Raw genomic sequence first — 26,516 nt, 5'->3', positions numbered from 1 at the left:
ATCAGCCCCTGCCGCGCCCGACGGGCCCGGCGGTGTCGAGCCCGAGCGCGATCGCCAGCAACTGGGTGCGGCTGCTGGCTCCGCTCTTGGCCCGCATGTTGCGGATGTGGGTCTCCACGGTGTGGTGGCTCAGGTACAGCAGGCGGGCGATCGCCCGGGAGGTGCGGCCCTGTGCGAGGTGGTCGAGGATCTCCCTCTCCCGCGTCGTGAACAAAGGGTTCAGCCTCCCCAGGAGGTGTCGTCGCAGACGGTGTTGGGCGGGCAGGTGAGGATGGTGGCCATCGCGGGGCCCGGCTGGACGATCGCGGCGGGGACGTCGTCGCGGGCGGTCGAGGAGGAGTCGAAGACGGTCGGCGTCAGCAAGGAGGCTGCGGCGCCGAGCAGCGCCACGCTGGTGAAAATGATGCGCTTCATGAGATCTCCCGTGGATTCATTGGTATTCGCCCCGATTTCCCGGTGGGGACATGACTCCACTCTGGCGGGCATCGAAGATCGCGGACATGCTTGGAGCCGTTCATCAACTTGCCTGGCAGTAAAGGGGTGTGGGGGTAAATATGGACAAAAGCGCTCGCGATATGACAGAACGTCGGGTCGAAGCAGGTCAGGGGCAGGAATCGGATCTGTCCGTCTACGCATGGTTTGCGGAGAGCCGGCACGTCGGAGCCCACGATCCGGCGGTCGTGGCGCAGGCGACGGGACTGTCCCCGTCCGAGGTGACGGCCGCGGTCGAGCGGCTGCTCGACGCGGGACTGCTGGCGCCGGCCGGCGCCCGGCAGGAAGCACTGCGGGTGGTGTCCCCCGACTCGGCCTACTTCCGGCGCGCGGCCCCCGTCGAGGCGGAGATCCGGCAGCGCCAGGACGACATCGCCAGGATGCGCGGCCGGTTCGACGAGTTCGCCCCGCTCTTCCCGGACAGCCGGGAGTCCGGCGCGGGCATGGAGGTCATCCCCACCCTGGCGGAGGTCCGCTTCCTGCTCAACCAGCTGGGCGAGCAGTGCACCACCGAGGTGGTCAGCTGCCAGCCCGGCGGCGGCGCCCGGCTGCCCGAGGCGATGTCCGAGGCCCTGGTCCGCGACCGGGCGATGCTGGAACGCGGCGTACGCATCCGCACCCTCTACCACCACACCGCCCGCTTCAACGGCCCCAGCCAGGCCTACGTCGCCGCCGCCTCCGCCCTGGGCGCCGAGTACCGCACCACCCACGAACTGGCCGGGCGGATCATCATCATGGACCGCGAGACCGCTTTCCTCCCCGCCGCCGGCCCCGAGCTGGGAGCCGTGGTCATCCGCGAACCCTCGACCGTCGCCTACCTGTACGAGATGTTCGAACTCACCTGGGGCCAGGCCACCCCGTTCCAGGAGTCGACCGGACGCGACATGGAGGCCGTCGCCCGGGAACTGCACCGCACCATCCTCCGGCTGCTCGCCGACGGGCTGAAGGACGAGGCGATCGCCCGCCGGCTGGGCATGTCGCTGCGCACCGCCCGCCGCCACGTCGCCGAGATCCTGGAGCACCTCGGCGCCGACAGCCGGTTCCAGGCGGGCGTCGCGGCCAGCCGGGCGGGCCTGCTGGATACCTGAAAACCGTGATGCCGTCCGACAGGCGCATGCACCATGCTGACACTCCGGCACCACTGTGACGGATGGCACCACCGAAGGAGACAACACGTGGACTGGGCACGCCTGAGCGAGCGCCCCGGGCTGGATCCCTACCTCCAGGAGCTGGCGCTCTTCCTGGACGCCCACTTCGGCCGCACCTTCGCGCTGCTCTGGCCCGAGAACGACCCCGTCGTCCCCCCGGGCGCGGACGGGCCGCCGGACACGGCACTGGCCGGGCACGTCGCCGCCGGCCTCACGGCCCTGCTGGGCTGGCGGGTCGAGCACACCACCGGCGCCCCGCCCCCCGCCGGCCACCTCCTGGTGATCCAGTCCGCCGGATCGAGCCGGTGGACGCTCCGCACACCGGGCGACCCCGCCGCCGAGGTGTCCACCCTGACCGGCGAGGCCCTCTACCTCCCGCCGGGCTACCGGGCCGACGGCATCCACAGCGAGGACGCGCGGCACGTCCGGCTCGTCGTCACCGACCCCGAGCAGACACCGCCGGCCGCACCGGCACCACCGGCCGTCCCGGCGACGGAGGCCCGGCGGGACTGAGCCCGCCGGCGCCGCGAGCTCGTGCCGTACGGGTGCCGGGGCGTCAGTCGACGTGCAGGGTGAGTTCGGCGGTGTGCAGCTGCCCGGCGGTCCGGAACTGGAGGAAGACCCGCCAGTCGCCCGGTTCGGCGAACAGGGCCTGGAAGGTCAGGGTCGGGCCGCCGTGGTCGCCGTCGACGGTGCCCGACGGGTGGAGATGGGCGAGCGCCTGGTCGCCCTCGTGGAAGGCGCTGAGGTGGGCGTAGGCGTCCAGGTAGGGCTGGAGGTCGGTGACCGGACGGCCGTCCCGGCTGACACTCGCGACCAGCTGGTGCGCGCCGGCCATCGGCCGGGCGGTCAGCTCGACGGTGTAGCCGTCCACGGTGGTGCTGCCGGCCGGGGCGGGCAGCGGCACCGGGGCGTCCTGGCCGGGCACGGTGACGGTGCGGCTGAGGACGAGCTCGGGCGCGTGCGGGCCGGTGTCCGGGACGAAGTCGGCGTACAGCCGCCAGGCGCCGGGGGTCAGGGCAGCGAGGTCGGCGGTCCAGGTGCCGTCGTCGGCCATCTCCGGGTGCAGGTGCTGGAAGCCGGTGAGATCGGCGCGGATCGCGTAGAAGTGCAGCTTCTTGGTCTGATGGACGGCGAAGCCGGTGACCGGGGCGCCGCCCGGGCCGGTCACGGTGAACCGGAAGGCCGTCGGCCGCCCGGCCGGCACACCGCAGGTCACCAGGTTCAGCCGGTAGCCGTCCTGCTCGGCGGCGAGGCCGCGGGCGGTGCTCCCGGCGGCGCCGGGGTCCCCGGCCGGGTGGGCCATCCCAGGCATCCCGGCCATCTCCGACCCGCTCGACCCGCTCGCCGTCCCGTCCTGTGGAGAGCCGGAGGGGGCGGCTGGGACGGACACCGCCATCCCGAGCACCAGCAGCACCGGCACACAGGACGCGAGCAGCCAACCCCGGGAGAGCGGGCGGAGGGGAGCAGCGGTCATCGGCAGGTCCTTCCCGGAGCGGGCGCGGAGGCGGGGGCGCCGTGCGGGCCGAGGGCGTTCGGTCCCACTGCAACAGGAGACCCGCGACGGCCGGCGCGATAACCGAAAGCCACGAGGCTGTTCGGGACTTCCCGCTTTCCGGCCCCAGGAAGGCGGTGACGATCAGCCGCGCCGGTGGCGGCGACGCCGCCGAACAGCGGAGCGATCAGGTTGGCGACGCCCTGGCCGGACAACTCCCGGTCCGCTCCCCAGCCCGCCCGCGGCCGAACCGACACCCCACCGTCAGCTGGGACACGGCCTCACGGGCCGGCCGCGGCACGGTGTGCCGTCACCGCCGCGGCGAGCAGCCGATGGCCGAGCGGGGTGCAGCTGTGCCGCACCGCCCGACCGGCCCGCACCGTACTCACCAGCCCGGCCCGCCGCAGCGCCCGGGCGTGCTCGGAGGCGCTGGCCGCCGAGATGCCCAGCTCACCGGCCAGTTGACTGGTGGTCGGCTCGCGCAGCGTCATCCGCAGGACCGCCGAGCGGGTCCGCCCGAGCAGGGCCGCCACCGGCTCGTCCGGGGCCGCCCCCGGTGCCGGCGCCTCCTCGAAGAGATGGGGCAGCGGTGTGAGCGCCGGGTAGACCAACAGCAGCGCTCCGTCCGGCAGCCGGCCGCACAGCGGCTCCCCGGTCCACTGCGCGGACGGCAGCAGCAGGGCGCCGCCGCCCTCCAGGTGAAAGTCCAGCTCCCTGGCCACGGCGATCTCCAGTGTGCTGCCGCGCCATCGGCTGCCCGGGTAGAGGCCTGCCAGCATCCCGCGCAGCCCCTGCTCGCGATGCACCTGCCCGCGCCAGGCGAGGTCCGTGTCGAAACCGGTGCGCAGCCTCGGCCAGACCGCGTCGACCAGCGCCGCGTGGGAGGCGCGCAGGCGGGTCTCCAGGTACTGCCAGGCCTGCCGGTCCTCGTTCGCGAGGCCCCGCATCAGCGGGGTGACGGGCAGTCCGTTGCGGCAGATCCGTGCGAGTTCGCTGCGGACCAGCGTGTTGGTGGACGAACGCACCAACTCCAGCCCGTGCTCCAGGTCGACGCTGAGCGGATCGAGGAAGAACGGACCCGCGCCGGTCACCGGGACCAGCTCGGTCAGCGGCGCGACGGACCGCGCGCCCGTGGAACCGAGCAGTCGGTGCCGCCGGGCGAACGCCGGGTCCGCACCGGGCCGTTGCAGCATGGCGACGGCCAGCCCGACCTCCATAAGCGGCGCCGGCCCGTCCGCGAACCGGGTGCCGAGCAGGTCCTCGGCCGTGAAGTGGATCCGCAGCACCACGCTCGGCACCTCCCGGCGTTCCCGGGCTTTCGGCCCAGACCGAAAACGTGGCGCCGGTGCCGCCGCGGTCCGACGATACCCAGTGCGCGGCCGCGGTGGCAGTGGGCCTCCGGACGGCCGTCCGGTCCCGCCCCGACGCCCAGGAGGCTTCCATGCGCATGCCGTCGCACTTCACCCGACCGGCCGTCCTCGCCGCGGTCCTGGCGGTGGCCGTCCTCGTACCGGCGGCCCCGGCAGCGCAGGCCGACGACGACGGCTGGCAGCCGTACCACGGCCAGGACTACGACGCGCCCGCCGGGACGCTCTGCCCGTTCCACCTGCACATCACCGACCTGTTCGACCAGGAGGAGACCAAGACCGTCGCCCGACACCCCGACGGCTCGCCCGCGAAGGTCCTCTGGCGCGGGCCGCTGATCCTGCGCTACACCAACGTGGACACCGGCGCCCAGGTCGACCGCGACCAGAGCGGCCGGGCCACCGAGTACCGGCTGTCGGACGGCAGCACACTGTGGGACGTCCCGCCGTCCTCGCACATCTCCGCCAAGGTCCACCCCGGCAACCCGTACTACGCGGTCGGCGACTACGTGTTCAGTGGCGGCGCGGTGCTGCTGGTGCACCCGGACCGGCAGGTCGAGGTGCTGGTCCAGCATCAGGTGGAGAACCTCTGCCGGACCCTCGCCTGACCGACCACCGGGGACCTGCTCGGCAGCGCTCCGGCCTGGACGCGGTGGTGTGCACCCCCGACGGCGCGGTCCCCGGCGTCCTGGCGGCCGCAGCCCGGGCGGGCCCGAGGGCCGGACCGGGCTGTACGGTCGTCAGGCCGTGCGGATCCGGTCGCCGATCTCCGGCCTCTCCTCGAAGCCGGCCGCCTTGTACGTGGCGACGCCACCGGCGTTGGAGCTCGGTGTGCACACCCGCACGCTCGACGCGCCCAGCTCCCGCAGCGCGGCCGCCCCGGCGAGGGTGATCGCCCGGCCGTACCCGCGACCGCGGTGGTCCTCGTGGACGCCCATCGGTTCGACCAGTCCCGGCTTCCCCGGGCCGGCCGACCAGACCGTCACCACCGCCGCCGGGGCGCCCTGGTCGTCGTAGGCGCCCAGACAGCGCGCGTCGCCGTAGAACGGCCCCGCCGCCATCGCGTGCCAGTACGCCCGGGTGGGCCGCGAGGTGCCGAACGCCGACCGCAGGACGTCGGCGAAGTCCTGCGCCTGCTCCGGGCCGATCGCGGTGATCCGTACGCCGGGGTCCTCCACCGCTTCCGCGAGGTCGCGGAAGAGCGGCGTCCACGGTTCGTCGACGCCCCAGCCCTCCTCGGTCAGCAGGTCGTGCAGCAGCAGGCCCAGCGGCGCCTCGACGGACACCGCTCCCTCCGGCAGCACGCCGCGCTCGGGCAGCGAGAGGTCTTCAACGAGTCGCCGCGCCACGTCCTCGTCCCGGAAGGCGTCGGGAGCGACCGTCATCCGGAACACCGTCGGCGAGTCCAGCATCCCGACGGCGAGGATCCGGCCGGCCCGGCTCCAGGTCCGCACCACCGCGGCCGTCTCGGCCGCTCCGAGCCGGTGGTTCCAGCCGATGTCCCCCGGATGCAGCTGCATCGGCGCCCCGTCGTCCTGCCACTCCCGCAGCGCGCCCATCGCCTCGCGCACCCCGCCCGCGGTGGGTGTCCCCAGCACAATCGTCATGCCCGGGATCCGACACCCCGTCACGGAGGTCCGCAAGCCATTTACCGGCTCACGGGCGGCTCTCCAGCGGCGGCCGGCGAGGTCGCCCCGCCGAGGTGACCGGTCCCGTGAACCCCCGTCACGCCGCGCGGATCGCGGCGAGCGGGGTGAGGGCGGCGTACTCCAGCGGGGCCGAGGGGTCGATGGAGATGTCCATCGGGGCGGGTCGGGCGCCGGAGCGCACCAGGAGGTCGCCGATGGCGGCGACCATGGCGCCGTTGTCGGTGCACAGCCGTAGCGCAGGGACGCGCAGGGTGATGCCGGCGGCCGCGCAGCGCCGCTCGGTGAGGGCGCGGATCCGGGAGTTGGCGGCGACCCCGCCGACCACGACGAGGGTGTCGATGCCGTGGTCGGTGCAGGCCCGGACGGCCTTGCGGGTGAGGGTGTCGGCGATGGCCTCCTGGAGGGCGGCGGCCGCGTCCGGGACGTGCGGTTCGGTGCCGGCGGCGCGCTGGGCCTCGACCCAGCGGGCGGCGGCGGTCTTGAGGCCGGAGAAGGAGAAGGCGTACGGGGGGTCGTTCGGCCCGCTCAGGGGCCGGGGCAGCCGGACGGCCTTCGGGTCGCCGTCGCGGGCGGCGTGGTCGATCGCGGGGCCGCCGGGGTAGGGGAGCCGGAGGATCCGGGCGACCTTGTCGAAGCACTCGCCGGCGGCGTCGTCCAGGGTGTCGCCGAGGTGGACGATCGGGTCGCGGGCGAGGTCCCGGACGAGCAGCAGCGAGGTGTGCCCGCCGGAGACGATGAGGACGATGCACGGGTTCGGCAGCGGCCCGCCGTCGAGGGTGGCGGCGGCGACGTGCCCGGCGAGGTGGTGGACCCCGTAGAGCGGGACGCCGAGGGAGAAGGCGTAGCTCTTGGCGGCGGCCAGGCCGACCTGGAGGGCGCCGGACAGGCCCGGGCCGGTGGTGACGGCGACGGCGCCGATGTCGGTCAGGGCGAGCCCGGCCCGGGCCAGCGCCTCCTGGACGACGGGGGCCATGGCGTGGACGTGGGCGCGGGCGGCGATCTCGGGGACGACTCCGCCGTAGCGCGCGTGCTCGTCCATGGACGACGCCACCGCGTGCCCCAACAGCACGCCGTCGCGCACCAGACCGGCACCGGTCTCGTCGCAGGACGACTCGATCCCCAGCACCACCGGTGGTCCCGCCATCACACGTCTCCCTTATTGCTAGTACTCTGCAATTGCGAGAGCCTAGCAATAAGGGAGGTGGCCGGGTCGGGCCGGGCCGGAGCGCCCCGGCCTCAGTGGTGCCTAGCCGCTGAAGACGCCGAGTTCGTGCAGGGAGTAGCCCCACTGGGTGCCGCGCTGCACCCCGTGGACGCGGACGTAGCGGGCCGGGACGCCGGTGAAGCGGGCGGTGTCCAGGCCGCCGTGTCCGGTGGTGGTGGACCAGACGGACTGCCAGCTGCTCCCGTCGGTGGAGACCTCGATCCGGTACGCCCGCCCGTAGGCGCGCTCCCAGTCCAGCGTGACGCGTCCGACCAGGGCGGTGGCGCCGAGGTCGACCTGGAGCCACTGGTCGTCGCTCCACTCGCTGGCCCAGCGGGTGCCGGTGTCGCCGTCCACCGCCCGGCCGGGTGCGAAGCTGACGAAGGGGTTCCACCACTCGGCGCTGGAGGCGGTGGCCGGACGGCCCGCGGCGAGGTTCACCGAGGCGTCGTGCCGCTCCGAGGCGCCCCAGGTGGTGAGGTAGGACTCGGCGCCGCGGAAGAGGTCGTCCAGCACGCCCTGGCCGCCGACCTGCCGGATCGACTCCAGCCAGTCCGGGACCAGGCCGTAGTGCGCGGCGCCGTCCGTGTCGATGTCCCAGGTGCGCGAACCGGTGGTCTGGCGGTCGATCAGGGAGCCGCCGTCCTGGCTGCGGAACGGGTAGCGCACCGGATCGGGGGTGTTCGCCCCGCGCGGGCCGGGCCAGCCGCCGACGCCGTTCATGTCGGTGCCGTAGCCGTACCCCACCCCGTACTTGTCGCGCAGCGCGTCGGTGCGCTCGGCCTCCGCGCTGAACGCCTCGGCGCTGTTCATGTACTGGGCGACGAAGCCGCCGAGCTTGTAGACCCGCTCGATCCAGTCGAGGTCCATCCAGCTGTGCGAGGAGATCACGCCCGGGTAGGACTCGGACTCCAGGATGTCGAAGGAGCGCCCGGCGGCCTTGACGCTCATGTGGTCGACCTCCAGCATCATCTTGCGTTTCATCAGCCCGCGCACCGCGTACTCGCCGAGGTCGGTCAGTCCGCGGCTGTTGCACTGGGCGTCGCCGGCGTAGGCCGGCACCGTCACCCCCGCCGGGAGCTGCTGCTGCGCCCCGGGTGCCGGGGCGAGGCCGATCGGGTTGTCGTGCTGCGGGCCGGCGCACTTCTCGGTCTTCCAGAAGGTGCCGGTGGAGAGGAACTGGCCGACGTTGATGGCCGTCCCGAGCGCGCCCTCGTCGAAGCGCACCCCGCAGAGCGCGTTGTCGAACTTGTGGCAGAGGAACATGCTGCGCACGCCCAGCCCGTACAGCTCGTCCAGGCCGCGGTCGATGTCGGCCTTGGAGCACTGGGCGACGTCGAGGATCTGCTTGCAGCCGAAGGGCTCGGAGGTCTCCACACCGAGGACGACGGCCAGCTTGCCCTGTTCGACCACCGCGCGGGCCTGCGCGCTGTCGGTGACGATCCGGAACCAGCCCTTGCCGGGCCCGCCGTACATGGTGTCGATGTAGGCCTGCAGCTCGTACGTCTTCTGCGCCTGGAGGCGGATCGAGGTCATCTCGTCGCAGCTGCGGTCCTTGAAGAAGTAGACCGAGCAGATCACCCCGTTGGTGACCAGGTCGTTGACCAGCACCCGCTGGCCGCCGCGCCAGGCCCGTTCGATCCAGGCGTAGTAGTTCTGCTGGTGGGTGAGCGAGTCGTGGGCCGGCCAGTCCTTGAAGGTGGGCCAGCCGACCGGGTCGTGCTTGCCGTCGCCGCCCTTGGTGATGAAGTCGAAGATCGCGAGCGAGCCGTCGGGGTAGTGCTCGGGGCAGTCCTTCAGGGCGTCCGCGACCCCTGCCTCGGAGAAGGACTTGCCGCAGATCAGCCGTCCGCCGAAGGCCTCGTTGGCCATGATGTGGTCGTGCGCGTCGACGAAGCCCCGGACCTTCCCCTGGGCGTCGGTGCCGCGGAACGGTTCGCCGGTGACGTTGATCTGCGAGTCGGGCGCCGGTCGGGCGGTCGGGTTCCACCAGCCGGTCTCGCCCGGGGCCGCGGGGGAGGGTGCCGGGGGTGCCGGTGTCGGAGCGGCCGGCGCCGGAGCGGCGAAGAGCATGGTGGTCAGGGTCAGGAGTGCGGCCAGAAGCGTGACGAATCCGCGCCTGCGGTGGGGTAACTGGGGCATGGTCACCACCCGGGTCCGAAGTGAGGGTGGCGCGGCCCGGGGGTTGCCGGGCGCCGTCGGGGACGCGCGGACCGGCCCGTCCGGGCCGGCCGTCATGGACCGCGCACTCGGTGTGACGAGAATCGCCACTGTTGGACAAGTAGTCAATAGCCGTACGGGACCCGGCTGCCCGCCGCGTGCCCGTCGACCGGGCCCCGCCTGTCCGACCCGGCCTGGTATGTCCGATTGATTAGGGTGGGCACGTCCGGCTGGCGCCGGGGTCGGGCCGGGCCCGGCCGGAGTCGGGTCGGAGTCGGGTCGGAGGGACGGGAGGCGGCGGCATGATCCGTGGGGTCCACCTGGAGGCGCAGTGGCGGCGCGAGCAGCTGCGGACGAACCTGTGGGTCGTGCCGATCCTGGAGGTCGTGCTCGCGGCGGTGCTGTTCGTCGCCACCTGGTCCCTGGACCGGGCCGCCTACCGCGGGGACCTCACCCTGCCGTCCTGGGTCATCAGCGGGACGGCGGACGCGGCCCGGCAGACGCTCGCCGCCATCGCGGCCTCCCTGATCACCGTCGTCGGCGTGGTGTTCTCGATCATGATCGTGACCTTGACCCTGGCCTCCACCCAGTTCGGCCCGCGGATGCTGCGGACCTTCATCCGCGACCGCACCACCCAGCTGACCCTGGGCACTTTCGTCGGCACGTTCGTCTTCGCGATCCTGTCACTGGTCGTCATCGGGCCGGGCTCGCACGGCGACCTCGTACCGCACCTGTCCATCACCGTCTGCATGGTGCTGGTGATGGCCGACCTGGCGGTGCTGATCTACTTCATCCACCACATCGCCACCTCCATCCAGCTGCCCAGGGTGATCGCCAGCATCGCGGCCGAGCTCTCCGAGGCGATCGAGGCGGGCGCGGGCGAACCGGCCCGGGCCGGAGAGGCCGTCACCGGGCCGTCCGCGGTCGAACTGCACGCCCGGCTCGACACCGCGGGCGCGCCCGTCCCGGCGCCGGCCAGCGGCTACCTGCAGTTCGTCCGGCACCGCACGCTGGTCCGGATGGCCGCGGAGCTCGACGCCGTCATCCGCCTGGACCACCGGCCCGGGCACTTCCTTGTGCGGGGCCACCAGCTCGCCACGGTCTGGCCCGCCGGGGCGGCGCCCGAGGTGGCCCGGCGCTTCGCCCGCGCCCACATCACCGGCTCGACCCGGACGCTCGCCCAGGACATCGCCTTCGCCGTCGACCAGCTGGTGGAGATCGCCATCCGGGCGCTGTCCACCGCCGTGAACGACACCTTCACCTGTCTGACCTGCGTCGACTGGCTCGGCGAGGGCCTGTGCCGGATCGCCGCCCACTGGCACCCGAACCCCGTCCACCGGGACGAGAGCGGCCACATCCGGGTGATGACCGCCCCGGTGAGCTACGAACGCCTGGTCCAGCGCGCCTTCGAGAAGATCCGCCAGGCCGCCCCCGGCATGCCGGCCGTGCTGATCCGCCAGCTCGACGCCCTCACGGAGATCATGGCGGAGACCAGGACCGAGCAGCAGCGCCAGGTGCTCCTGGCCCAGGCCGGGATGATCGAGCGCCTCAGCCGCGAGACGGTCGCCGAACCGGCCGACCGCGAGGACGTCCACCGCCGCTACCTGGCCCTCCTCGCCGTCCACGCGGGCCTCGCCGGGCGGGGCTGAGGGCTCCCGGGGCGTACGGGATGCGGCCGGGTCAGGTGCACCAGAACAGGACGCGGGTGCAGCTCGGAGTGGCCGTCGGGGTGGACGGGTGCGGGGCGGGGGAGGACGGCGGGACGGGGCCGGTGCTCGGCGCGGTCGTGCCGGTGCCCGGGGCGGGCTTCACGGGCGGGGCCGGCGGGGGCGGGGCGGCGGTCGGGGCCGAGGAGGGCGCCGTGGCCGAGGTGGTGCCGGTGGACGGCTTGGGCCGGGTGGCGGTGGCCGACGGCTGCGGGCCGACGGTGGCCGTCGTGGTGACCGGGGCCGGTGCCGGTGCGGCTGGGGAGCCGGAGGTGGTCGCGGAGCGCGGGGCGGGCGACTCGGTGCCCGCCGAGGCCGGGGTCACCGCGCCGTCGGAGTTGCCGCCGGTCAGCAGCACGGTGGCGAGCCCGCAGGCCATCACCCCGGCCGCCGACACGGCCAGGACCTTGCCCCGCGCCCGGCCGCCCCGTCGCCGCGCCGCTCGGCGGGACGGTGCGGAGCCGGTGGGCGCGGGTTCGCCCGGGTGCTCGGGGAGCAGGCCCGCGGCCTCCCCGGCCACGACCTCGGCGGCCCGGCCGCAGCCGGGGCAGGAGAGCGCGCCGTTGAGGTGGCGTCGGCAGGGGGTGCAGTAACTCATGGGATCTCTTCGATAGGTGAGGCACGTCCGGGATCCCGGCGGTGACCGCCACGCCGCCCGCGGACCGGGCCGGATGGGATGCGAGCCTACGCAGATCCGGCTGGTTCGCGACACCCGGTCGGAGCGAGGCTTCTGCGCGGGTCAGGTGTGGTTTGTGTGACGACTGGTGACGGTGTCCGCTCGTGCGGCGGGTGGGGCGGCGGCGCGGCGCCCGGGCGGTTCGTACGCCGTCCGCGACCCGGGAACCGGAGCGTACGGGCGGGCGTTCCTGGCTGAGGACAGTCAGGTGCGGCGGCCGGCAGGCAGCGCCGCGGGGTGGCCGTCCGTACAGGGAAAGGAATGCACATGCACGTCACCCTCGCCGAGGAGCTGATGCTGCTCTCACTGGACGACGAGTCCGGTGTGGCGAAGGACGGGGCGGCCGCGGGATGGGCGGTGGCGGGAGGTCTGCTCGCCGAGCTCGCGCTGGCCGGCCGGGTCGCGCTCGACGAAGGCCGGCTCAGCGTCATCGACCCGACCCCGACCGGCGATCCGCTGCTCGACGAGCGCCTGGAACGGCTCGTCGAGTGGATCGGGGGCAAGGCTCCCGGCAAGGCGAAGGCGGCGGAGTGGCTGACCAGGGACCGTGCCACGGCCGTCCGCGCCGCCGTGGACCGGCTGTGTGAGCGCGGCCTGGTCGTCGAGGAGCGCCACCGGGTCCTCGGCCTCTTCCCGGTCCGGCGCTACCCGGAGGCGGACGGGTCGGTCGAACGGGAACTGCGCGGGAGGCTGACCGCCGTGATCCGGCATCACGAGGCGCCCGACATGCGCACCGCGACCCTGATAGCACTGCTGCACTCCGCCCGGCTGCACGCCCTGGCCTTCCCCGACCTCCCCCGCGCGCGGGTCGAGCTGCGCTTCGCGGAGATCGCGGCGGGCGACTGGGCGGGCGAGCCCGTCAGCGAGGCGCTCCGGAACATGCGGGTGGCCATCGCGGCGATCACCGCGGTGACCGTCGCCACCGCCGCCACGGCGGCCATCAGCTGACAAGCCCGAACACGACGGAAGCCCGGCACCACCATGGTGCCGGGCTTCCGTCGTGTTCGGGGAGTCTCAGGACCGCCGGTCCCGACGCCGGGTCAGGGCTTGGTCGGGAGGACCGAGTAGCAGTACGGGTCGCTCTGGTGGAGGTGCGCCCAGTACAGCAGGTCGCCGGTGTCGGGGCCGACGACCCCGTCGGCGTCGAGGTGCTGGGCGCTCTGGTAGGCCTTCAGCACCCGCAGGGTCTCGCCGCCGAACTGCCCGTCCACGTCCAGGCCCAGCTCGGGGTGGGGCAGACCGGGGCCGCGGTTGGAGTTCCAGTGGTTGAGCGCGAGCTGGACGCACGTCACGGCCGAGCCGCGGTCGCCGTAGCGGACGTAGCGCGCGCCGGGCTGGGCGCTCGCGGCCGAGGCGCCGACGCCGACCAGCAGGAGGGCGACGGAGAGGGTGGCCGCCCCCTTGCGCAGGGCCGCCTTGGTGTTCAGCTTCATGGTGCTTCCTGACCTCTCGTACTTCTGATGCTTCAGGTGTTTCACGTGCTTCACGTGCGATGGGGCAGGCGCCGGCTCGTGTCCCCGACGCCTCGTCAACCGTAGGAGCACGAGAGCCCGTCACACGCCCGGTGGGACCGGCCGGAGCCGTCCCACGGCCGTCTCAGGGCGCTGACCCGGGCTTTGGGAAGGAACCCGTCCGGAAGGTGGAGACGGCCCAGCTTCCGGTGGGACTACAGGGCCAGCTCGACCAGCACGGGCCGGTGGTCCGAGACCGGCATCCTGGGTGCCCGCACCGCCGTCGGTGGCTGGGGCCCGAGACCGGCCGTGAGGACGTGGTCGAGCTGCGCCAGCGGGCGGTGCGAGGGGAAGGTCCGGACCCGGGCCGACCGGCGCCACGTGGGCCCCGGGGCCGACGACCGGGCGAGCAGGCCGGCCGCGCGGAGCGTGGCCGTGGGGATCGCGCCCATCAGGTTGAAGTCGCCCAGCAGGACGTGCGGCCGGGGCAGGTCGGCGATCCAGCCGGGTACGGCCAGGAGTTGGCGGACGTTCCACCCCGGGACGAAGGACAGGTGCAGCGCCACCGCCGTGAACGGCCCGCGCCGCCCCCGCAGGACGGCGGCCAGCGCCACCCGCGGATGGTCGCGGATCACCGTGAGGCCCGACCGCCCGGACACCGGCAGCGGCACGGCGAGCGGCGGCGCGCCGAAGCGCCGGGCCCGCCACTCCAGGACGGGCAGCCGGGACAGCAGCGCGATGCCGTGCGAGGGCACCTCGCCGTCGTGCCCCGTGCCCGCCGGACCGTACACCCGCAGCCCGGGTTCGGAGCGGTCGCGGACCCAGCTCCGGCCGGGCCGGGACCGGGCGTGGAACGCCGAGGCGTAGCGCCAGTCCGCGGCCCCGGTGGCCTCGGCGACCGCTCGCGCCTGGTCCGCCCGGCCCGACCGCTCCTGGAAGCGGTCCAGTTCCTGCAGGGCCACCACGTCGGCGTCCAGGGCGGCGACGGCGTCGACGAGGGGCCGCACACCGACGGGGTCGGAGCCCGGCACCGGCCGGCCGTCGTCCAGGAGCGGCCGCCCGTGCAGGACGTTGAAGGTCGCGAGGCGTACGGCGGCGGAGTCGGTCACGGTCGGACGGTACAACAGCTCGCGGGGCCAGGGCCCGCGGCGGCGAACGCGACGGAGCTCCCGGCCGTCGGCCGGGAGCTCCGTCACCGTGTCACCCTCGCGGCGGGGATCAGCAGGGGAAGGTGCCGCTGTACAGGGCGTGTCCGTACGAGGAGGTGCCGGCGCCGAAGCCGTAGATGCCGTCGTCGCTCCAGACCGCCTCGCGGAAGCCGTTGACGCAGGTGGAGGTCGGCGCGAGCGCGAAGCCCTCCAGGTTGTCGACCGGCATGACGGCCGGGTTGGTGTAGGTCACGTCGGGGACGATCGCGCCGGCGGCGTTGACCTTCATCAGGGTGTGGGTCTCGCCGCAGGTGTTGTCGCAGGTGGCGATGATGCGCTGGGTGCCGGCGTCGAAGGTCACGTCCATCACGGAGGCCTTGCCGGTGGCGACGGTGCCGAAGGTGGTGAACGTGCCGTCGGAGTTCAGGCCGTACGCGTGCAGGGTGCCGTCCCACTCCAGGCCGGCGAAGAACAGGCCCGCGCCGTGCAGCGGGTAGTTCGCCGGGTTGTAGGCGGCTCCGGTGAGCGGGTCGACCCAGCCGTTGGCGGTCAGCCAGCTGTCCGGCACGTAGCCGACGCCCTCGAAGCCGAGGTTGGCGTCGTCCTTGCTGCCGGTGTTCAGCTGCGGGAACTGCGAGGTCATGTCCCACTGGTGGATCGGGGTGAGGGTCGATCCGGTCGCGGCCGGGTCGAACTCCATGACGGTGTCCTTGGGGGCGGTGTTGTTGCCGTTGTCGCGCTCGGAGGTCACGTAGACGTGGCCGTTGCCGCCGACCGTCAGGCCCTCGGAGTCCGGCAGGCCGGTGCCGCCCGCGAAGCGGATCTGCTTGCCGGTCGCGCTCCACGACGGGTCCGGGATCCACTTGCCGTTGCTCTTGACCAGCTTGTACAGCCAGTTCTTGTTCTTGGCGGCCCACAGCACCGACGGGTTCGCCGGGTCGAAGGCCAGACCGCTGAGGTCGCGGCCCTCGGGGCCGGTGGACGTGGTGAAGGCGCAGACGTTGTCGGCGATCGTCACGTCCAGGCCGCCCGGCCAGGCCAGGGTGCCGGTCGGGGTGGCACCCGTACCGGAGGGCGCCTCGGGGGTGCAGCCGCTGGTGAGCGCGCCGCCGCCGCCCAGCAGGTGGCCGGTCTGGCCGCCACCGCCGCCGCCCGTACAGGAGTTGGCGCCGCCGAGGGTGGCGGTCACGGAGGTCTGGAACCAGCCGGTGCCGTTGGCGCAGCGCTCGGCGGAGGGCTTGGCGCCGTCGAGGGCCCAGCTCACCGAGTCGACGGTGGTGCCGCTGCCGTCGAGGAGGAAGACCGAGTCGTTGTCCCCGAGCCCCAGCGCGGAGTCGAAGGTGACGTAGCCGCCCGCGGGGATGGTGGTCGCGCTCGGGGAGGAGGAGGCGATCGAGACCGGCGCGTGGGTGGTGTCGCCGTCGACGTACTTCCAGGAGCCGATGCTGACGGCGCTCGTGCCGCCGTTGTACAGCTCGACGGTGTCCGAGCCGTTCGAGGTGACCTCGTTGATCCGCACCCGGCTCGCCGCGGGGACCGAGGACGGGCAGCCCGGGGCGTTCGGGGCGCCGAAGGTGGTCGCGGCGGTCGTGGTCACCCACGCCCCGGTGCCGTCGCCGCCGCAGCGGGCCATCGCCGGCTTCGCCGCACCGGTGGCCCAGTCGACCCGGTCGACCACCGTACCGTCGGCCGTGTAGATCACCAGCTTGTCCGAATCACCCAGTCCCTTGGGGGAGTTGAAGGTGACGAAGCCGCCGGCCGGGATCGTGGTGGAGGACGGGCTGAAGGACTGCGGCACGAAGCCGTCGTCCGACATCTTCCAGCCGCTGATGCTCACCGCGGCCGGGCCCGCGTTGTACAGCTCCACCGTGTCGCTGTTCGACGAGGTGACCTCGTTGATCCGAACGTTCTGATAGCCGGCCGGGTCCGCCGCGGCCGCCGGCTGGGCCGCGACGATGCCGGTGACGACCATTCCTGAAAACGTCAAAGCCGCGGCGCACAGGGAGGCGACGCCGACGCGCGAGTGTGAGGTAGGCACGAGGCGGAACTCTGGCGACACAACGTGGAAACCGGGTGTACGGCGGCTGAATGCGGCCTGCTCGCTGCCGGAACGCCAGGCAGGCCGCGCACCACGCGACACCCGGGCACCACCCGCCGCCACCGGCACCGGCGGGCCCCCGTCCACGGCCGGCCCGACCGCCGGCCCGACCGCCCCCTGCCCGCACGCCCGTTCGGACGGCCTCCTACGATCAGTGCGCAGACCCGCCCTACCGCACGACGACTCCACCGCACGGGGAACGGAGTCGCGCACCGAGGAGGAACGTCCATGCAAGCCCGGAAGATCGGCGCGGCCGCCGCGACAGCGGTGGCGCTTCTGGCCGCCCGCGACCTCGTCCAGAAGAAGCACGCGCTGCTCCGGAACTTCCCGGTGGCCGGGCACGCCCGCTACCTGTTGGAGCGGATCGGGCCGGAACTGCGGCAGTACATCGTGACCTCCAACGAGGAGGAGCGCCCCTTCAGCCGCGACCAGCGGACCTGGATCTACGCGTCGGCGAAGGAGGAGAACAACTACTTCGGCTTCGGCACCGAGGTCGACGTCGAGCACGTCCAGGGCCACGCCTACCTGAAGCAGCGCACCTTCGCCGGGCCGCTGCCCGACGCGCACGACCCGCAGGCCGCGCTGCCCTCGGCCAAGGTGCTGGGCGGTCCGCGCGGCCGCGCCAAGGCGTTCCGGCCGGCCAGCGTGGTGAACATCTCCGCGATGAGCTTCGGCTCGCTCTCCGGCGCGGCGATCACCGCGCTCAACAAGGGCGCGGCCCAGGCGGGCACCATGCACAACACCGGCGAGGGCGGCCTCTCGCCGTACCACCGCAACGGCGGCGACCTCGTCCTCCAGCTCGGCACGGCGTACTTCGGCTGCCGCGACGAGGACGGCGGCTTCAACCTGGACAAGCTCAAGGAGGTCGTCGCCGGTGCCCCGGTCAAGGCGATAGAGATCAAGCTCTCCCAGGGCGCCAAGCCGGGCCTGGGCGGGATGCTGCCGGGCTCCAAGGTGACCCCGGAGATCGCCGCCATCCGCGGCATCCCGGTCGGTCAGGACTGCGCCTCCCCGTCGCGGCACACCGCCTTCGGCGACGTCGACTCGATGCTCGACTTCGTCGAGCTGCTCGCCACCGAGACCGGCGTGCCGGTCGGGGTCAAGAGCGCGGTCGGGGACATGGGCTTCTGGCAGGAGCTGGCCACCCTGATGGCGCGGGGCGACCGCGGGGTCGACTTCGTCACGATCGACGGCGGCGAGGGCGGCACCGGGGCGGCGCCGCGGATGTTCGCCGACTCGGTGTCGCTGCCGTTCCGGATGGGCTTCTCCCGGGTCTACGGCACCTTCGCCGAGCTGGGGCTCACCGACGACCTGACCTTCATCGGCTCCGGCAAGCTCGGCCTGCCCGAGAACGCCGCGGTCGCCTTCGCCCTGGGCGTCGACATGATCAACGTGGCCCGCGAAGCCATGCTGTCGATCGGCTGCATCCAGGCGCAGAAGTGCCACACCGACAAGTGCCCCACCGGCATCGCGACCCAGAACGCGTGGCTCGCCCGCGGCCTCGACCCGGCCTCCAAGGCCGACCGGGCCGCCAACTACCTGCGCACCCTGCGCCGGGAACTGATGAAGGTCTCCTCGGCCGTCGGCGTCGCCCACCCGGCCCTCATCACGGCCGACGACATCGAGATCATGAACGGCGACTACGAGGCCCGCACCCTGGCCGGCGTCTACGGCTACAAGGACGGCTGGGGCGAGCTCGGCCCCCGCCTCGCCGAGGAGATCACCACCCTGCTCACCCCCGGCCCGGCCGCCTGACCCGCCCGCGGGCACGGACGGCGCCCTCCGCACGACCACAGCGGTCGCGCGGAGGGCGCCGGTCTTTCCGCCGGACCGTCAGTTCCAGAGCCAGAACTGGTAGGCGCTGCCGTTGCACCAGTTGGCGACCGCGTTGCCGGTCTGGCCGCCGTCCAGGCACTTCCTGGAGTCGTGCGACCACACGAAGACGTAGTACGTCTGGCCGTTGATGTTCTTCGAGGCCCCCTTCGTCCAGTGCTGGTAGTCGCCGCCGTTGCACGGGCCTTCGCCGTTGTTGCTGCCCACGCCCGGGTCGAGGCAGTAGCCGGAGTTGGTCTGGAGCTGGTAGTAGTTCGCGCCCGCGGGGGATATGTCGTGCCACCACTGGGCGCCGGAGCCGTTACAGGGGTACGTGCTGATGTAGCCACCGGCGTCAAGGCACTGCTGCTTCGCCTCGTTGAACATCGGGCCGTTCTTCCACGCGGCATTGGCCGTGCCGCTCTGCGCCATGAGGAGGAGGGCCGATGACGCGGCCGTGACGGCGACGGCTCGCAGCGCCGTCGTCCTGACTCCCCGAAGGTTCCGGAACATGCTGTCCCTTTCTTCCCGAAGCGGGCTACGGCTCAGGGTGCCCGGTTGGGCGCCCTGAGCCGTTGCATTGCTCCGGAAAGTTAGGTGTGCATGCCACCCCGGTCAACCAATCGAAGGCAAAGGCCCGATCCGATCGGTGGAGTTCCGGTTTCCGAGGCCTTCGCGCCACCGCCCTGAGCTGGCGCGGATGTGCTCCAAACCTCGTCGTGGGTGAGATGGGTCACGCGGGGCGGCGGCGTCGGTGGGTGGTGGCGAGGAGGGCGGTCAGGGCGAGGAGGGTGAGGGCGCAGGCGATGGTCGCGAAGCCGAGGCCGGTCTGCCACGGCGTCATCGTCGTGCCGAGGTCCAGGACGAAGATGCTGTCGGACATCAGGTAGCCGACGACGGTGGAGACGCCCGTCACGGCGGCGGCGATCCAGAGCCACAGCGAGTCGCGGAGCACCACGAGCCCGGCCAGGACCAGGCACAGGACGGCGGCCGTGCTGAACCCGGCATCGGCGGCCGGGCTCTGGCCCCAGTAGGGGAACACGATCGACAGGTGCAGTCCGGCGCTGGCCACCAGGGCGGCGGCCGCCGACCACCGCAGCGGCGAGCGTGCCCCGCGCAGGCGGGCCAAAGGACGGCGCCCGTTGTCGACCGGTGGCCGGACGCCGGCATCCGGATCCTCCGGGGGCTCCTCGGTCTCCGGTTCCTCCGTCGCGGCCTCGGTGGCGGGGCCGGAGGCGGTGGGGGTGGAGTGCAGCAGCTGGGTGAGGTGGGCGACGTCGGGTACGGGCCGGACCGCCGCGGCCTCGCGCAGGGCGTCCTGGATGCCGCTGGCGGGGTCGGTGCTCAGGAGGGCGGCGAGCAGCGCGACGTCGTCGGCCGAGCGGGTGAGGACGGCCGTGCGCAGGATCGCGTCGGCGCCGGCGGGGGCCTCGGGCCGCAGCAGCGCGAGCAGCCGGGCCAGGTCCTCCACCGGACGGGTGGCCGCCGCCCGCTGCAGGGCGGGCGTGAGCCGCGAGGTCCGTTCGGACCCGAGGTGGCGCAGGAGCTCGGCCACCTCCTCGACCGGCCGGGCCGCGGCCGCCTCCAGCATCGTCACGGCGAACTCATCGCCGGGTGACGCCTCGGACGCGGGGCCGGGGGACGGCGGTAAGGCACCGGACGGGGCGCCGGGGGAGTCGGGTACCGGATCGGGCGTGATCGCGGTGTCGGGACCGGGGGAGAGCGGGTAAGCCACGGGACCTCCTGGAGACGGACAACTGGAACGACCGTCGGTCTCACCGCTGGAGGGAGCCCGGAACTGCCGTACTCCTTCCAGCCTCCTCGCCGCTCTGCCGAGCGCTACCGGGGTTCGGGCATTCGGAGGACCACGGCCGCCGGCCCGGGGCTCCCCGCCTCGGGCCGTGCCGCCGGGGGTGGGTCAGGAGGCCGGGTCCTCGCCGGTGGGGGTGGGGTCCTCGGGAGGGGTGTGGGGGGCGGCCGGGTGGGGTGTGCGGGGCCCGGTTCGCTCCTCGGCGGTGCGGCAGGTGCCGCAGGTGCTCCAGTGGGGGCGGTGCCGTGGCCGGTCGGCGGTGGTTTCGGTGGAATGTCGTGGCGCCATGGTCATGTCGGAGGTGTCCAGGCCGCACAGGGTGTGCGGGCCGCAGAGGCCGGACGCCTCGGCCGGGGCGGCGTGGGCACGGCGCACCGGGTTCTCGGGGTCCGCCGGTCTGCGGTCGGGTCCGAGGATCCGGACGTTGGTCGGGGTGTCGGGTTCCAGCACGATGACGGTGTCCATCCCCCCAACGTCGCCGGGGGTCGGGCGCGCCGCACCCGCCGGTGGCCATCCGGACGAACCACCGTCCGGCCACGGTCCGGCCGGGGCCCTGTGATACAGCTGGTGGTTTGCGGTCGATCGGAGGGGAAGGTCCATGGCGGAACAACGAGTTGTCATCGTGACAGGCGGCGGTACGGGCATCGGCGCGGCCACCGCGCGGCTGCTGTGCGAGGGGGGTCACCGGGTCGTCGTCTCCGGGCGGCGGAGCGAGCCGCTGGACGGCGTCGCCGAGCGGACCGGCGCGCTGGCCCACCCGGCTGACACGACCGACCCCGAGGCCGTACGCGACCTCGTCGAGAGCACCGTCGCCCGCTTCGGGCGGCTCGACGGACTGGTCGTCAACGCGGGGGTCGGCCGCGGCGGCGGCGTCGGCGAGACCTCCGACGAGGACTGGGACCTGGTGCTGCGCACCAACCTCACCGGTCCGTTCCTGACGATGCGGGCGGCCCTGCCGCATCTGCTGCGCGCCCGCGGCGCCGTCGTCGCGGTGGCCTCCGTCTCGGCGCTGCGCAACGGCACGGGCAACGCCGCCTACGCCGCGTCCAAGGCGGCGCTGCTGCAGCTGTGCAGCTCACTGGCCGTCGACTACGGCTCGCGCGGGCTGCGGGCCAACACGGTGTGCCCCAGCTGGGTGCGCACCGAGATGGCCGACCGCCGGATGGCCCGCTTCGCGGAGGAGGCGCGGCTGGGCGACGGCGAGGGTGCCGGCGGAGGCGTCGGCGACGGTTCCGGCGACGGCGGTCTGGACGCGGCCTACGCCGAGGCCACCCGGCTGCTCCCGGCGGGCCGTCCGGCCGACCCGCGGGAGGTCGCCGAGGCCATCGCCTGGCTGCTGTCCCCGGCGGCCTCCTTCGTCAACGGCGCGACCCTCACCGTCGACGGCGGCGCCACCGCCCTGGACCCGGGCACGGTCCCCTTCAACCACCGGATCGTCCCCCGGGAACCCGCCTCCTGAGCCCCGGCATGCCCACCGCCGGGCCCTGGAACGGACCGGTGCCGGCCTCCCCCCCCGAGTGCGCGGGAGGGGGAGGCCGGCACCGCCCGGGCCGGGCCCGTTACGGCAGCGGGATGCGCACCACCTGCGGGTCGTGGTCGCTGAGCTGGTTGCTGAACTCGCTGTTGATGTGCACGATGTCGTAGCCGTACGAGGTGGCCGCCAGCGCGCGGGAGATCAGGATGTGGTCGAGCACCTGCGAGTTGCCCTCGTACACGTAGGTGTAGCGCTCGGGCAGCGGCAGGGTGCGCGGCAGGTCGGTGAGCGAGCCGCCGGCGGTGAGGATGTCGGCGGTCTGGGAGAACTCGAAGTCGTTGAGGTCGCCGAGCACGATGACCGAGGCGTTCGGGTCGACGGCCAGGATCTGGTCGGTGAAGCCCTTCACCGCGGTCGCCTGGTCGTGGCGCTGGCTCTCCGAGGGGTGGGACGGCTGCTGGTAGCGGCCGAAGAGGGGCTGGTCGCCGCCCTTGGAGTTGAAGTGGTTGGCGATCACGAAGACCGGCTTGCCGTTCCAGCGGAACTCGCCGGCCAGCGGCTTGCGGCTGGAGGAGAAGGCCGCGTTGCCAGGGTCGATCCGTCCGGGGGAGTAGGCGAGCCGCGGCGTGCCGCCCGCGTTCACCACGGAGTCGGCGGTGGTGGAGCCGGCGCCTGGGCGGTCGGTGAAGGAGAGGCCGCGGTCGGTGCGGAACAGGAACACCTGGCGGATGTTGCCGCCGGGCTGCCCGCCGTCCTGGCCGTCCACCGGGTCGATCTCGCGGTACGAGTAGGCGGGGCCGCCGGCCGCGGTGATGGCCGCGGTGAGCTTGGCGATGGTCTGGGTGGCGCTGACCGTGCCGTCGTCGGTGGCGCCGCTGTTGTCCTGGATCTCCTCGAGGGCGACCAGGTCGGGCGAGCGCAGGTTGGTGACGATGCCCGCCGCGAGGCCGTCGAACTTGCTCTGCGGGTCGGAGGGGGCGAGGTTCTCCACGTTGAAGGTGGCGGCGGCGAGCTGACCGGCCGTCGGCGCGGTGGTGACCTCGGGGGCGGTGCCGCCGGAGGTGACCGCCGGGGTGGCGGTGACCTGGAGGGTGAAGTTGCCGAAGGCGTAGTCGAGCACGCCGACGGTGGCGCCGGTCAGGGTGTCGCCGGTGTTCGCGGTCGGGGTGGGCGCGAGCGCCTTGCCGAGGACGACCCGCTCCGGGTTGCCGTCACCGGCCTGGAGCAGGATGCCGCCCCGGTTGGTCCGGGTGGTGCTGCCCTGCGGGACGACGGGGAGCTCGCCGTACTTGTTGGTCGGCCCGACCACGGCCGCGTCGTCGATCTCGACCCGCATGCCCTCCAGGGACTCCCAGAAGTCCAGGCCGTCGGTGGCGGGCTGATAGTTCCCGGCGGTCTCGACGTCGCCGGAGGTGACGCTGGAGATGACCGCGGACGGGGGTATCCGGCCGCCCGGGCCGACCAGGGTGGCGGCCGGCAGCGGCGCGTTGTGGGCGACCACCGTGACGGTGGGCGCGGTGAGTTCGGTGATCGACAGGTTGGTGGTGCCGCCGGTGCCGCCCGGGCGGTACTGGCTGACGGTGGCGCTCACCGTCACCGAGTCGCCGACCGCGACGGTGGGCGCGCCGGCGGTGTAGACGTAGACGCCCTCGCTGGTGCCGGGGTCGCTGTCGGGCTGCGGGTCCTGGTACCAGAAGCCGTTGGGGCCGACGGCGGTCACCACGCCGGGCACCGCGCTGACCGCGGAGCCGGCCAGCGGGGAGGTGCGGGCGGCGCCCTGGATGTCGTGGATGCGGGTGCCGCCGGTGCCACCGCCGCCGGTGGAGGAGGAGTTGCGCGGCGTGGGCGTGGCGAGCGCGAAGTCCGCCGCGTTGTTGTCGGTGTCGGTGGTGCCGCCGCCCGCGCGCAGGGCGGCGGTGGTGTTGGACAGGTTGCCGGTCGGGGAGCCCTCGGCGGAGGTGGCGCTGCTGCCGTAGCCGATGAAGTCCTTCACCCCGGGCTGGGTGGCGCAGCCCGAACCGCAGGTCAGCGCGGTGCCGTTGGTGACCAGCGCGACCTTGCCGGAGGTCGCCGACAGGGCGATCGTGCCGGTGGCGTCCGGCGTCGGCAGGGCGCTGCCGGCGCCGGATCCGGCGGCCTCCTGGACCAGGAAGTAGTGGCCGGGCGCGATCGTGCCGGACAGGGTGGTCCGCGACCAGGACGAGCCGCCGGCCGAGGCGTACTGCACCGTCCAGCCGGTGACGGTCACCGGCGCGGTGCCGCGGTTGTACAGCTCGACGAAGTCGTTGGCGTACGGGGCGCCGGAGTTGCCGCCGCCGCCGTACACCTGGCTGATCACGATGTCGGGGGACGCCGCCTGGGCCGCGCCGGCGGGCAGGGCGACCAGCGCCGCCACCACGGCGGCGGCGGAGGCCGCGGCGAGGGTCCGGCGTCGGAATCCCGGCGTTCTCGGGGTACTCGGCGTTCTCGGGGTGCTCCGGGGGTTCGGGGTGCTCCGCATGAGGCCTACTCCTGACCACCGTCCGGGTTCGTGGCCCGGCGGTGTGAGCGCGGATGGGAAAGGTCGGGCGCTGAGGTTGTAGCAGCGCCACCAGATGCCTACCGTCCGTGTCGGGCAACGGCCAGACGTACGGCGGAAGAACGTTTCTACGCGCGACAAGTGGGAGATTCTGTTCCGGAATTGACGCCTGGTCCGCCCCTGAGGTCGCCTCCGGATCGGCGTCGTCCCGACCGGTCGGATCGCCGGTACTCGCCAGAATTGGTCCAGACCTATTGACGGGCTGTGCCGCCCCTCCTACGATCCGGACCGGCACAGCCCCACATGTCCCCCCACCTCACCCAGAGCCGGGCGTCACGCCCCCACGCGATGGTCATGCGCATGCCCACACCGCATGCCTCATGTCTCATGCCCCGTGGCGCTCGGCGGGAAGGGAGCACAGCATGTTCCGTCGAAGGCCGGGCACTCCACGCCCGTCGAGCGATGCCCGCCCCGCCGTGGAGCGCGCCACCCGGGCCCACCGGACCGGCTCCACCGGGCCCGCACCGACCGTCCTCAAGCGCGCCCTGGCCGGGGTGAGCGCCGCCGCTGTCATCGGGGCCGGGCTCGCGGCGGCCGGCACCGTCACGGCCGGAGCCGCCACCCCCGACCTCGTCGCCAACCTCGTCGCCAACCCCGGCTTCGAGAACGGACTCTCCGGCTGGACCTGCACCGGCGGCTCCGGCACGCCGGTCGGCAGCCCGGTCCACGCCGGCTCCGGTGCGCTCCGGGCCACGCCGACCGGCCAGGACGACGCCCAGTGCTCCCAGACCGTCAGCGTGCAGCCCAACTCCCAGTACACGCTGAGCGCCTACGTCCAGGGCAGCTACGTCTACCTGGGCGCCACCGGCACCGGCCTCTCCGGCGCCCAGTCCACCTGGACCCCGAGCGCCGCGACGTACAGCCAGCTCAGCGTCGGCTTCAGCACCGGGGCGAACACCACCTCGGTCACCGTCTACCTGCACGGCTGGTACGGGCAGCCCGCGTTCTACGCGGACGACGTCTCGCTCGCCGGCCCCGGCGGCAGCAGCCCCACACCGACCGCGACCCCCACCACCACACCGCCGACCACCCCGCCCACCACCCCTCCGACGACGCCGCCGACCACGCCACCCACCACCCCACCCACCACCCCGCCCACGACGCCGCCGACCACCCCGCCGGGTGACACCTGCCCGACGAAGCCCAAGCCCTCGGGCAAGGTCCTGCAGGGCTACTGGGAGAACTGGGACGGCGCTGCGAACGGCGTCCACCCCGGCATGGGCTGGGTCCCCATCACGGACAGCCGGATGGCCGCGCACGGCTACAACGTCATCAACGCCGCCTTCCCGGTGATCCTCTCGGACGGCACCGTGCAGTGGCAGGACGGCATGGACGCCGGCGTCAAGGTGTCGACCCCCGCCGAGATGTGCCAGGCCAAGGCGGCCGGTTCGACGATCCTGATGTCGATCGGCGGCGCCGCCGCGGGCATCGACCTGAGCTCCAGCACCGTCGCCGACCGCTTCGTGGCGACCGTCGTCCCGATCCTGAAGAAGTACAACTTCGACGGCATCGACATCGACATCGAGACCGGCCTGTCCGGCAGCGGCGACATCAACACGCTGTCCGCCTCCCAGGCCAACCTGATCCGCATCATCGACGGCGTGCTGGCCCAGATGCCCGCGGGCTTCGGCCTGACGATGGCCCCCGAGACCGCGTACGTCACCGGCGGCAGCGTCACCTACGGCTCGATCTGGGGCGCCTACCTGCCGATCGTCAAGAAGTACGCCGACAACGGCCGGCTCTGGTGGCTCAACATGCAGTACTACAACGGCAGCATGTACGGCTGCTCCGGCGACTCGTACCAGGCCGGCACCGTCCAGGGCTTCACCGCGCAGACCACCTGCCTGAACAAGGGCCTGACGATCCAGGGCACCACCGTCAAGGTGCCGTACGACAAGCAGGTGCCCGGCCTGCCGGCCCAGCCCGGCGCGGGCGGCGGCTACCTGGACCCGGGCCTGGTCGGCCAGTCCTGGAACGCCTTCGGCGGATCGCTGAAGGGCCTGATGACCTGGTCGATCAACTGGGACGGCTCCCGCGGCTGGACCTTCGGCGACAACGTCAAGCGCCTTCAGGGCCGTTGACCGACCGCCGGGACCCCGCCGAACAGGGCTGACGCCCCCGCCGACGTCCCGCCGACGCCCCGCGCCCGCCCCGCCGACGTCCCGCGTGCCCCGGTGCGCGGGACGTCGGTTGTTCGGCGTTTTGTTCAATGACCGAGGGCCGAACCAGAACAACCCCGGTGCGCTACACC

The 26,516-nt window shown here is 73.3% G+C and carries 23 protein-coding genes; 8 read left to right on the top strand and 15 right to left on the bottom strand.

The features are described 5' to 3' along the window. Window position 1 precedes the first annotated feature (1 nt). Both ACYP53_RS19485 and ACYP53_RS19480 read right to left on the bottom strand, forming a co-directional pair. Window positions 2-214 (bottom strand): response regulator transcription factor, encoded by a 213-nt coding sequence (locus ACYP53_RS19485; RefSeq protein WP_189914205.1) that lies wholly within the window; start codon window positions 212-214, stop codon window positions 2-4. A 5-nt stretch (window positions 215-219) separates the two neighbouring features. Further along, entirely contained in the window at window positions 220-414 is a 195-nt protein-coding gene (locus ACYP53_RS19480) for a hypothetical protein (protein ID WP_459648275.1), read from the bottom strand. 266 nt (window positions 415-680) lie between these two features. On the opposite strand from ACYP53_RS19480, the gene ACYP53_RS19475 reads away from it, so the two are divergent. Together ACYP53_RS19475 and ACYP53_RS19470 are read left to right on the top strand one after the other, a co-directional pair. After that, window positions 681-1,580, top strand: coding sequence for a helix-turn-helix transcriptional regulator (locus ACYP53_RS19475; RefSeq protein WP_459648274.1), 900 nt, complete (start codon window positions 681-683; stop codon window positions 1,578-1,580). 87 nt (window positions 1,581-1,667) lie between these two features. Then, complete coding sequence (locus tag ACYP53_RS19470) at window positions 1,668-2,153, top strand: hypothetical protein (RefSeq protein ID WP_459648273.1); 486 nt, start codon at window positions 1,668-1,670, stop codon at window positions 2,151-2,153. Between the two features lie 43 nt (window positions 2,154-2,196). Here ACYP53_RS19470 and ACYP53_RS19465 read toward each other — a convergent pair whose 3' ends face one another. Both ACYP53_RS19465 and ACYP53_RS19460 read right to left on the bottom strand, forming a co-directional pair. Continuing rightward, a complete protein-coding gene (locus ACYP53_RS19465) occupies window positions 2,197-3,117 on the bottom strand; it encodes a hypothetical protein (RefSeq protein WP_459648272.1) in 921 nt (306 codons plus the stop codon). 299 nt (window positions 3,118-3,416) lie between these two features. Further along, entirely contained in the window at window positions 3,417-4,424 is a 1,008-nt protein-coding gene (locus tag ACYP53_RS19460; protein ID WP_459648271.1) for an ArsR/SmtB family transcription factor, read from the bottom strand. 152 nt (window positions 4,425-4,576) lie between these two features. On the opposite strand from ACYP53_RS19460, the gene ACYP53_RS19455 reads away from it, so the two are divergent. After that, complete coding sequence (locus tag ACYP53_RS19455; RefSeq protein WP_189914200.1) at window positions 4,577-5,107, top strand: hypothetical protein; 531 nt, start codon at window positions 4,577-4,579, stop codon at window positions 5,105-5,107. Between the two features lie 132 nt (window positions 5,108-5,239). Here ACYP53_RS19455 and ACYP53_RS19450 read toward each other — a convergent pair whose 3' ends face one another. The 3 genes from ACYP53_RS19450 to ACYP53_RS19440 form a co-directional block, all read right to left on the bottom strand. After that, window positions 5,240-6,106 carry a GNAT family N-acetyltransferase gene (locus tag ACYP53_RS19450; RefSeq protein ID WP_459648270.1) on the bottom strand — a complete coding sequence of 289 codons (867 nt, stop codon included), beginning with the start codon at window positions 6,104-6,106 and terminating at the stop codon, window positions 5,240-5,242. A 118-nt stretch (window positions 6,107-6,224) separates the two neighbouring features. Then, complete coding sequence (gene tsaD / locus ACYP53_RS19445; RefSeq protein WP_459648269.1) at window positions 6,225-7,292, bottom strand: tRNA (adenosine(37)-N6)-threonylcarbamoyltransferase complex transferase subunit TsaD; 1,068 nt, start codon at window positions 7,290-7,292, stop codon at window positions 6,225-6,227. A 102-nt stretch (window positions 7,293-7,394) separates the two neighbouring features. Continuing rightward, complete coding sequence (locus ACYP53_RS19440) at window positions 7,395-9,425, bottom strand: galactose-binding domain-containing protein (protein WP_459649789.1); 2,031 nt, start codon at window positions 9,423-9,425, stop codon at window positions 7,395-7,397. A 389-nt stretch (window positions 9,426-9,814) separates the two neighbouring features. On the opposite strand from ACYP53_RS19440, the gene ACYP53_RS19435 reads away from it, so the two are divergent. Next, complete coding sequence (locus ACYP53_RS19435; protein ID WP_229928377.1) at window positions 9,815-11,161, top strand: DUF2254 domain-containing protein; 1,347 nt, start codon at window positions 9,815-9,817, stop codon at window positions 11,159-11,161. 31 nt (window positions 11,162-11,192) lie between these two features. Here ACYP53_RS19435 and ACYP53_RS19430 read toward each other — a convergent pair whose 3' ends face one another. Beyond that, a complete protein-coding gene (locus ACYP53_RS19430) occupies window positions 11,193-11,816 on the bottom strand; it encodes a hypothetical protein (protein WP_459648268.1) in 624 nt (207 codons plus the stop codon). A 345-nt stretch (window positions 11,817-12,161) separates the two neighbouring features. On the opposite strand from ACYP53_RS19430, the gene ACYP53_RS19425 reads away from it, so the two are divergent. Continuing rightward, on the top strand, window positions 12,162-12,842 hold the full coding sequence (locus ACYP53_RS19425; RefSeq protein ID WP_459648267.1) for a GOLPH3/VPS74 family protein: 681 nt from the start codon (window positions 12,162-12,164) through the stop codon (window positions 12,840-12,842). Window positions 12,843-12,934: 92 nt separating this feature from the next. Here ACYP53_RS19425 and ACYP53_RS19420 read toward each other — a convergent pair whose 3' ends face one another. The 3 genes from ACYP53_RS19420 to ACYP53_RS19410 all read right to left on the bottom strand — a co-directional run bounded on the left by ACYP53_RS19420 (window position 12,935) and on the right by ACYP53_RS19410 (window position 16,465). After that, complete coding sequence (locus ACYP53_RS19420; protein WP_189914194.1) at window positions 12,935-13,327, bottom strand: peptidoglycan-binding domain-containing protein; 393 nt, start codon at window positions 13,325-13,327, stop codon at window positions 12,935-12,937. Between the two features lie 233 nt (window positions 13,328-13,560). Continuing rightward, window positions 13,561-14,454 (bottom strand): endonuclease/exonuclease/phosphatase family protein, encoded by an 894-nt coding sequence (locus ACYP53_RS19415; RefSeq protein ID WP_459648266.1) that lies wholly within the window; start codon window positions 14,452-14,454, stop codon window positions 13,561-13,563. A 109-nt stretch (window positions 14,455-14,563) separates the two neighbouring features. Then, a complete protein-coding gene (locus ACYP53_RS19410; protein ID WP_459648265.1) occupies window positions 14,564-16,465 on the bottom strand; it encodes a lamin tail domain-containing protein in 1,902 nt (633 codons plus the stop codon). A 354-nt stretch (window positions 16,466-16,819) separates the two neighbouring features. Between ACYP53_RS19410 and ACYP53_RS19405 the strand changes: the two genes are divergently transcribed. Further along, the gene (locus tag ACYP53_RS19405; RefSeq protein ID WP_459648264.1) at window positions 16,820-18,346 is read left to right on the top strand and encodes an FMN-binding glutamate synthase family protein; all 1,527 of its coding nucleotides are present in this window, start codon (window positions 16,820-16,822) and stop codon (window positions 18,344-18,346) included. A 78-nt stretch (window positions 18,347-18,424) separates the two neighbouring features. Here ACYP53_RS19405 and ACYP53_RS19400 read toward each other — a convergent pair whose 3' ends face one another. From ACYP53_RS19400 to ACYP53_RS19390, 3 genes are all read right to left on the bottom strand, one after another. Further along, window positions 18,425-18,916, bottom strand: a complete 492-nt coding sequence (locus ACYP53_RS19400) for a hypothetical protein (protein WP_459648263.1) — start codon at window positions 18,914-18,916, stop codon at window positions 18,425-18,427. Between the two features lie 220 nt (window positions 18,917-19,136). Next, window positions 19,137-20,000, bottom strand: coding sequence for a hypothetical protein (locus ACYP53_RS19395; protein WP_459648262.1), 864 nt, complete (start codon window positions 19,998-20,000; stop codon window positions 19,137-19,139). A gap of 321 nt (window positions 20,001-20,321) precedes the next feature. Beyond that, window positions 20,322-20,678 (bottom strand): hypothetical protein, encoded by a 357-nt coding sequence (locus tag ACYP53_RS19390; RefSeq protein ID WP_459648261.1) that lies wholly within the window; start codon window positions 20,676-20,678, stop codon window positions 20,322-20,324. 133 nt (window positions 20,679-20,811) lie between these two features. Here ACYP53_RS19390 and ACYP53_RS19385 point away from each other — a divergent pair, with 133 nt between their 5' ends. Further along, window positions 20,812-21,672: an SDR family NAD(P)-dependent oxidoreductase gene (locus ACYP53_RS19385; RefSeq protein ID WP_189914188.1), complete on the top strand. Its 861-nt coding sequence runs from the start codon at window positions 20,812-20,814 to the stop codon at window positions 21,670-21,672. A 100-nt stretch (window positions 21,673-21,772) separates the two neighbouring features. Here ACYP53_RS19385 and ACYP53_RS19380 read toward each other — a convergent pair whose 3' ends face one another. Beyond that, the gene (locus tag ACYP53_RS19380; protein ID WP_459648260.1) at window positions 21,773-24,187 is read right to left on the bottom strand and encodes a lamin tail domain-containing protein; all 2,415 of its coding nucleotides are present in this window, start codon (window positions 24,185-24,187) and stop codon (window positions 21,773-21,775) included. A 440-nt stretch (window positions 24,188-24,627) separates the two neighbouring features. On the opposite strand from ACYP53_RS19380, the gene ACYP53_RS19375 reads away from it, so the two are divergent. After that, on the top strand, window positions 24,628-26,346 hold the full coding sequence (locus tag ACYP53_RS19375; protein ID WP_459648259.1) for a carbohydrate binding domain-containing protein: 1,719 nt from the start codon (window positions 24,628-24,630) through the stop codon (window positions 26,344-26,346). Window positions 26,347-26,516 lie beyond the last annotated feature (170 nt).

The organism is Kitasatospora sp. Ki12 (genome assembly GCF_054601375.1).
Note: the sequence above shows the minus strand (reverse complement) of the source record. Positions and strands in the feature narration are given on the sequence as shown.

Coding starts and splice junctions, on each gene's coding strand:
- ACYP53_RS19480 (WP_459648275.1), bottom strand. CDS start 414: ATGAAGCGCATCATTTTCACCAGCGTGGCGCTGCTCGGCGCCGCAGCC.
- ACYP53_RS19465 (WP_459648272.1), bottom strand. CDS start 3,117: ATGACCGCTGCTCCCCTCCGCCCGCTCTCCCGGGGTTGGCTGCTCGCG.
- ACYP53_RS19455 (WP_189914200.1), top strand. CDS start 4,577: ATGCGCATGCCGTCGCACTTCACCCGACCGGCCGTCCTCGCCGCGGTC.
- ACYP53_RS19450 (WP_459648270.1), bottom strand. CDS start 6,106: ATGACGATTGTGCTGGGGACACCCACCGCGGGCGGGGTGCGCGAGGCG.
- tsaD (WP_459648269.1), bottom strand. CDS start 7,292: ATGGCGGGACCACCGGTGGTGCTGGGGATCGAGTCGTCCTGCGACGAG.
- ACYP53_RS19440 (WP_459649789.1), bottom strand. CDS start 9,425: ATGCTCTTCGCCGCTCCGGCGCCGGCCGCTCCGACACCGGCACCCCCG.
- ACYP53_RS19435 (WP_229928377.1), top strand. CDS start 9,815: ATGATCCGTGGGGTCCACCTGGAGGCGCAGTGGCGGCGCGAGCAGCTG.
- ACYP53_RS19430 (WP_459648268.1), bottom strand. CDS start 11,816: ATGAGTTACTGCACCCCCTGCCGACGCCACCTCAACGGCGCGCTCTCC.
- ACYP53_RS19425 (WP_459648267.1), top strand. CDS start 12,162: ATGCACGTCACCCTCGCCGAGGAGCTGATGCTGCTCTCACTGGACGAC.
- ACYP53_RS19420 (WP_189914194.1), bottom strand. CDS start 13,327: ATGAAGCTGAACACCAAGGCGGCCCTGCGCAAGGGGGCGGCCACCCTC.
- ACYP53_RS19410 (WP_459648265.1), bottom strand. CDS start 16,465: ATGGTCGTCACCGGCATCGTCGCGGCCCAGCCGGCGGCCGCGGCGGAC.
- ACYP53_RS19405 (WP_459648264.1), top strand. CDS start 16,820: ATGCAAGCCCGGAAGATCGGCGCGGCCGCCGCGACAGCGGTGGCGCTT.
- ACYP53_RS19400 (WP_459648263.1), bottom strand. CDS start 18,916: ATGTTCCGGAACCTTCGGGGAGTCAGGACGACGGCGCTGCGAGCCGTC.
- ACYP53_RS19390 (WP_459648261.1), bottom strand. CDS start 20,678: ATGGACACCGTCATCGTGCTGGAACCCGACACCCCGACCAACGTCCGG.
- ACYP53_RS19385 (WP_189914188.1), top strand. CDS start 20,812: ATGGCGGAACAACGAGTTGTCATCGTGACAGGCGGCGGTACGGGCATC.
- ACYP53_RS19380 (WP_459648260.1), bottom strand. CDS start 24,187: ATGCGGAGCACCCCGAACCCCCGGAGCACCCCGAGAACGCCGAGTACC.
- ACYP53_RS19375 (WP_459648259.1), top strand. CDS start 24,628: ATGTTCCGTCGAAGGCCGGGCACTCCACGCCCGTCGAGCGATGCCCGC.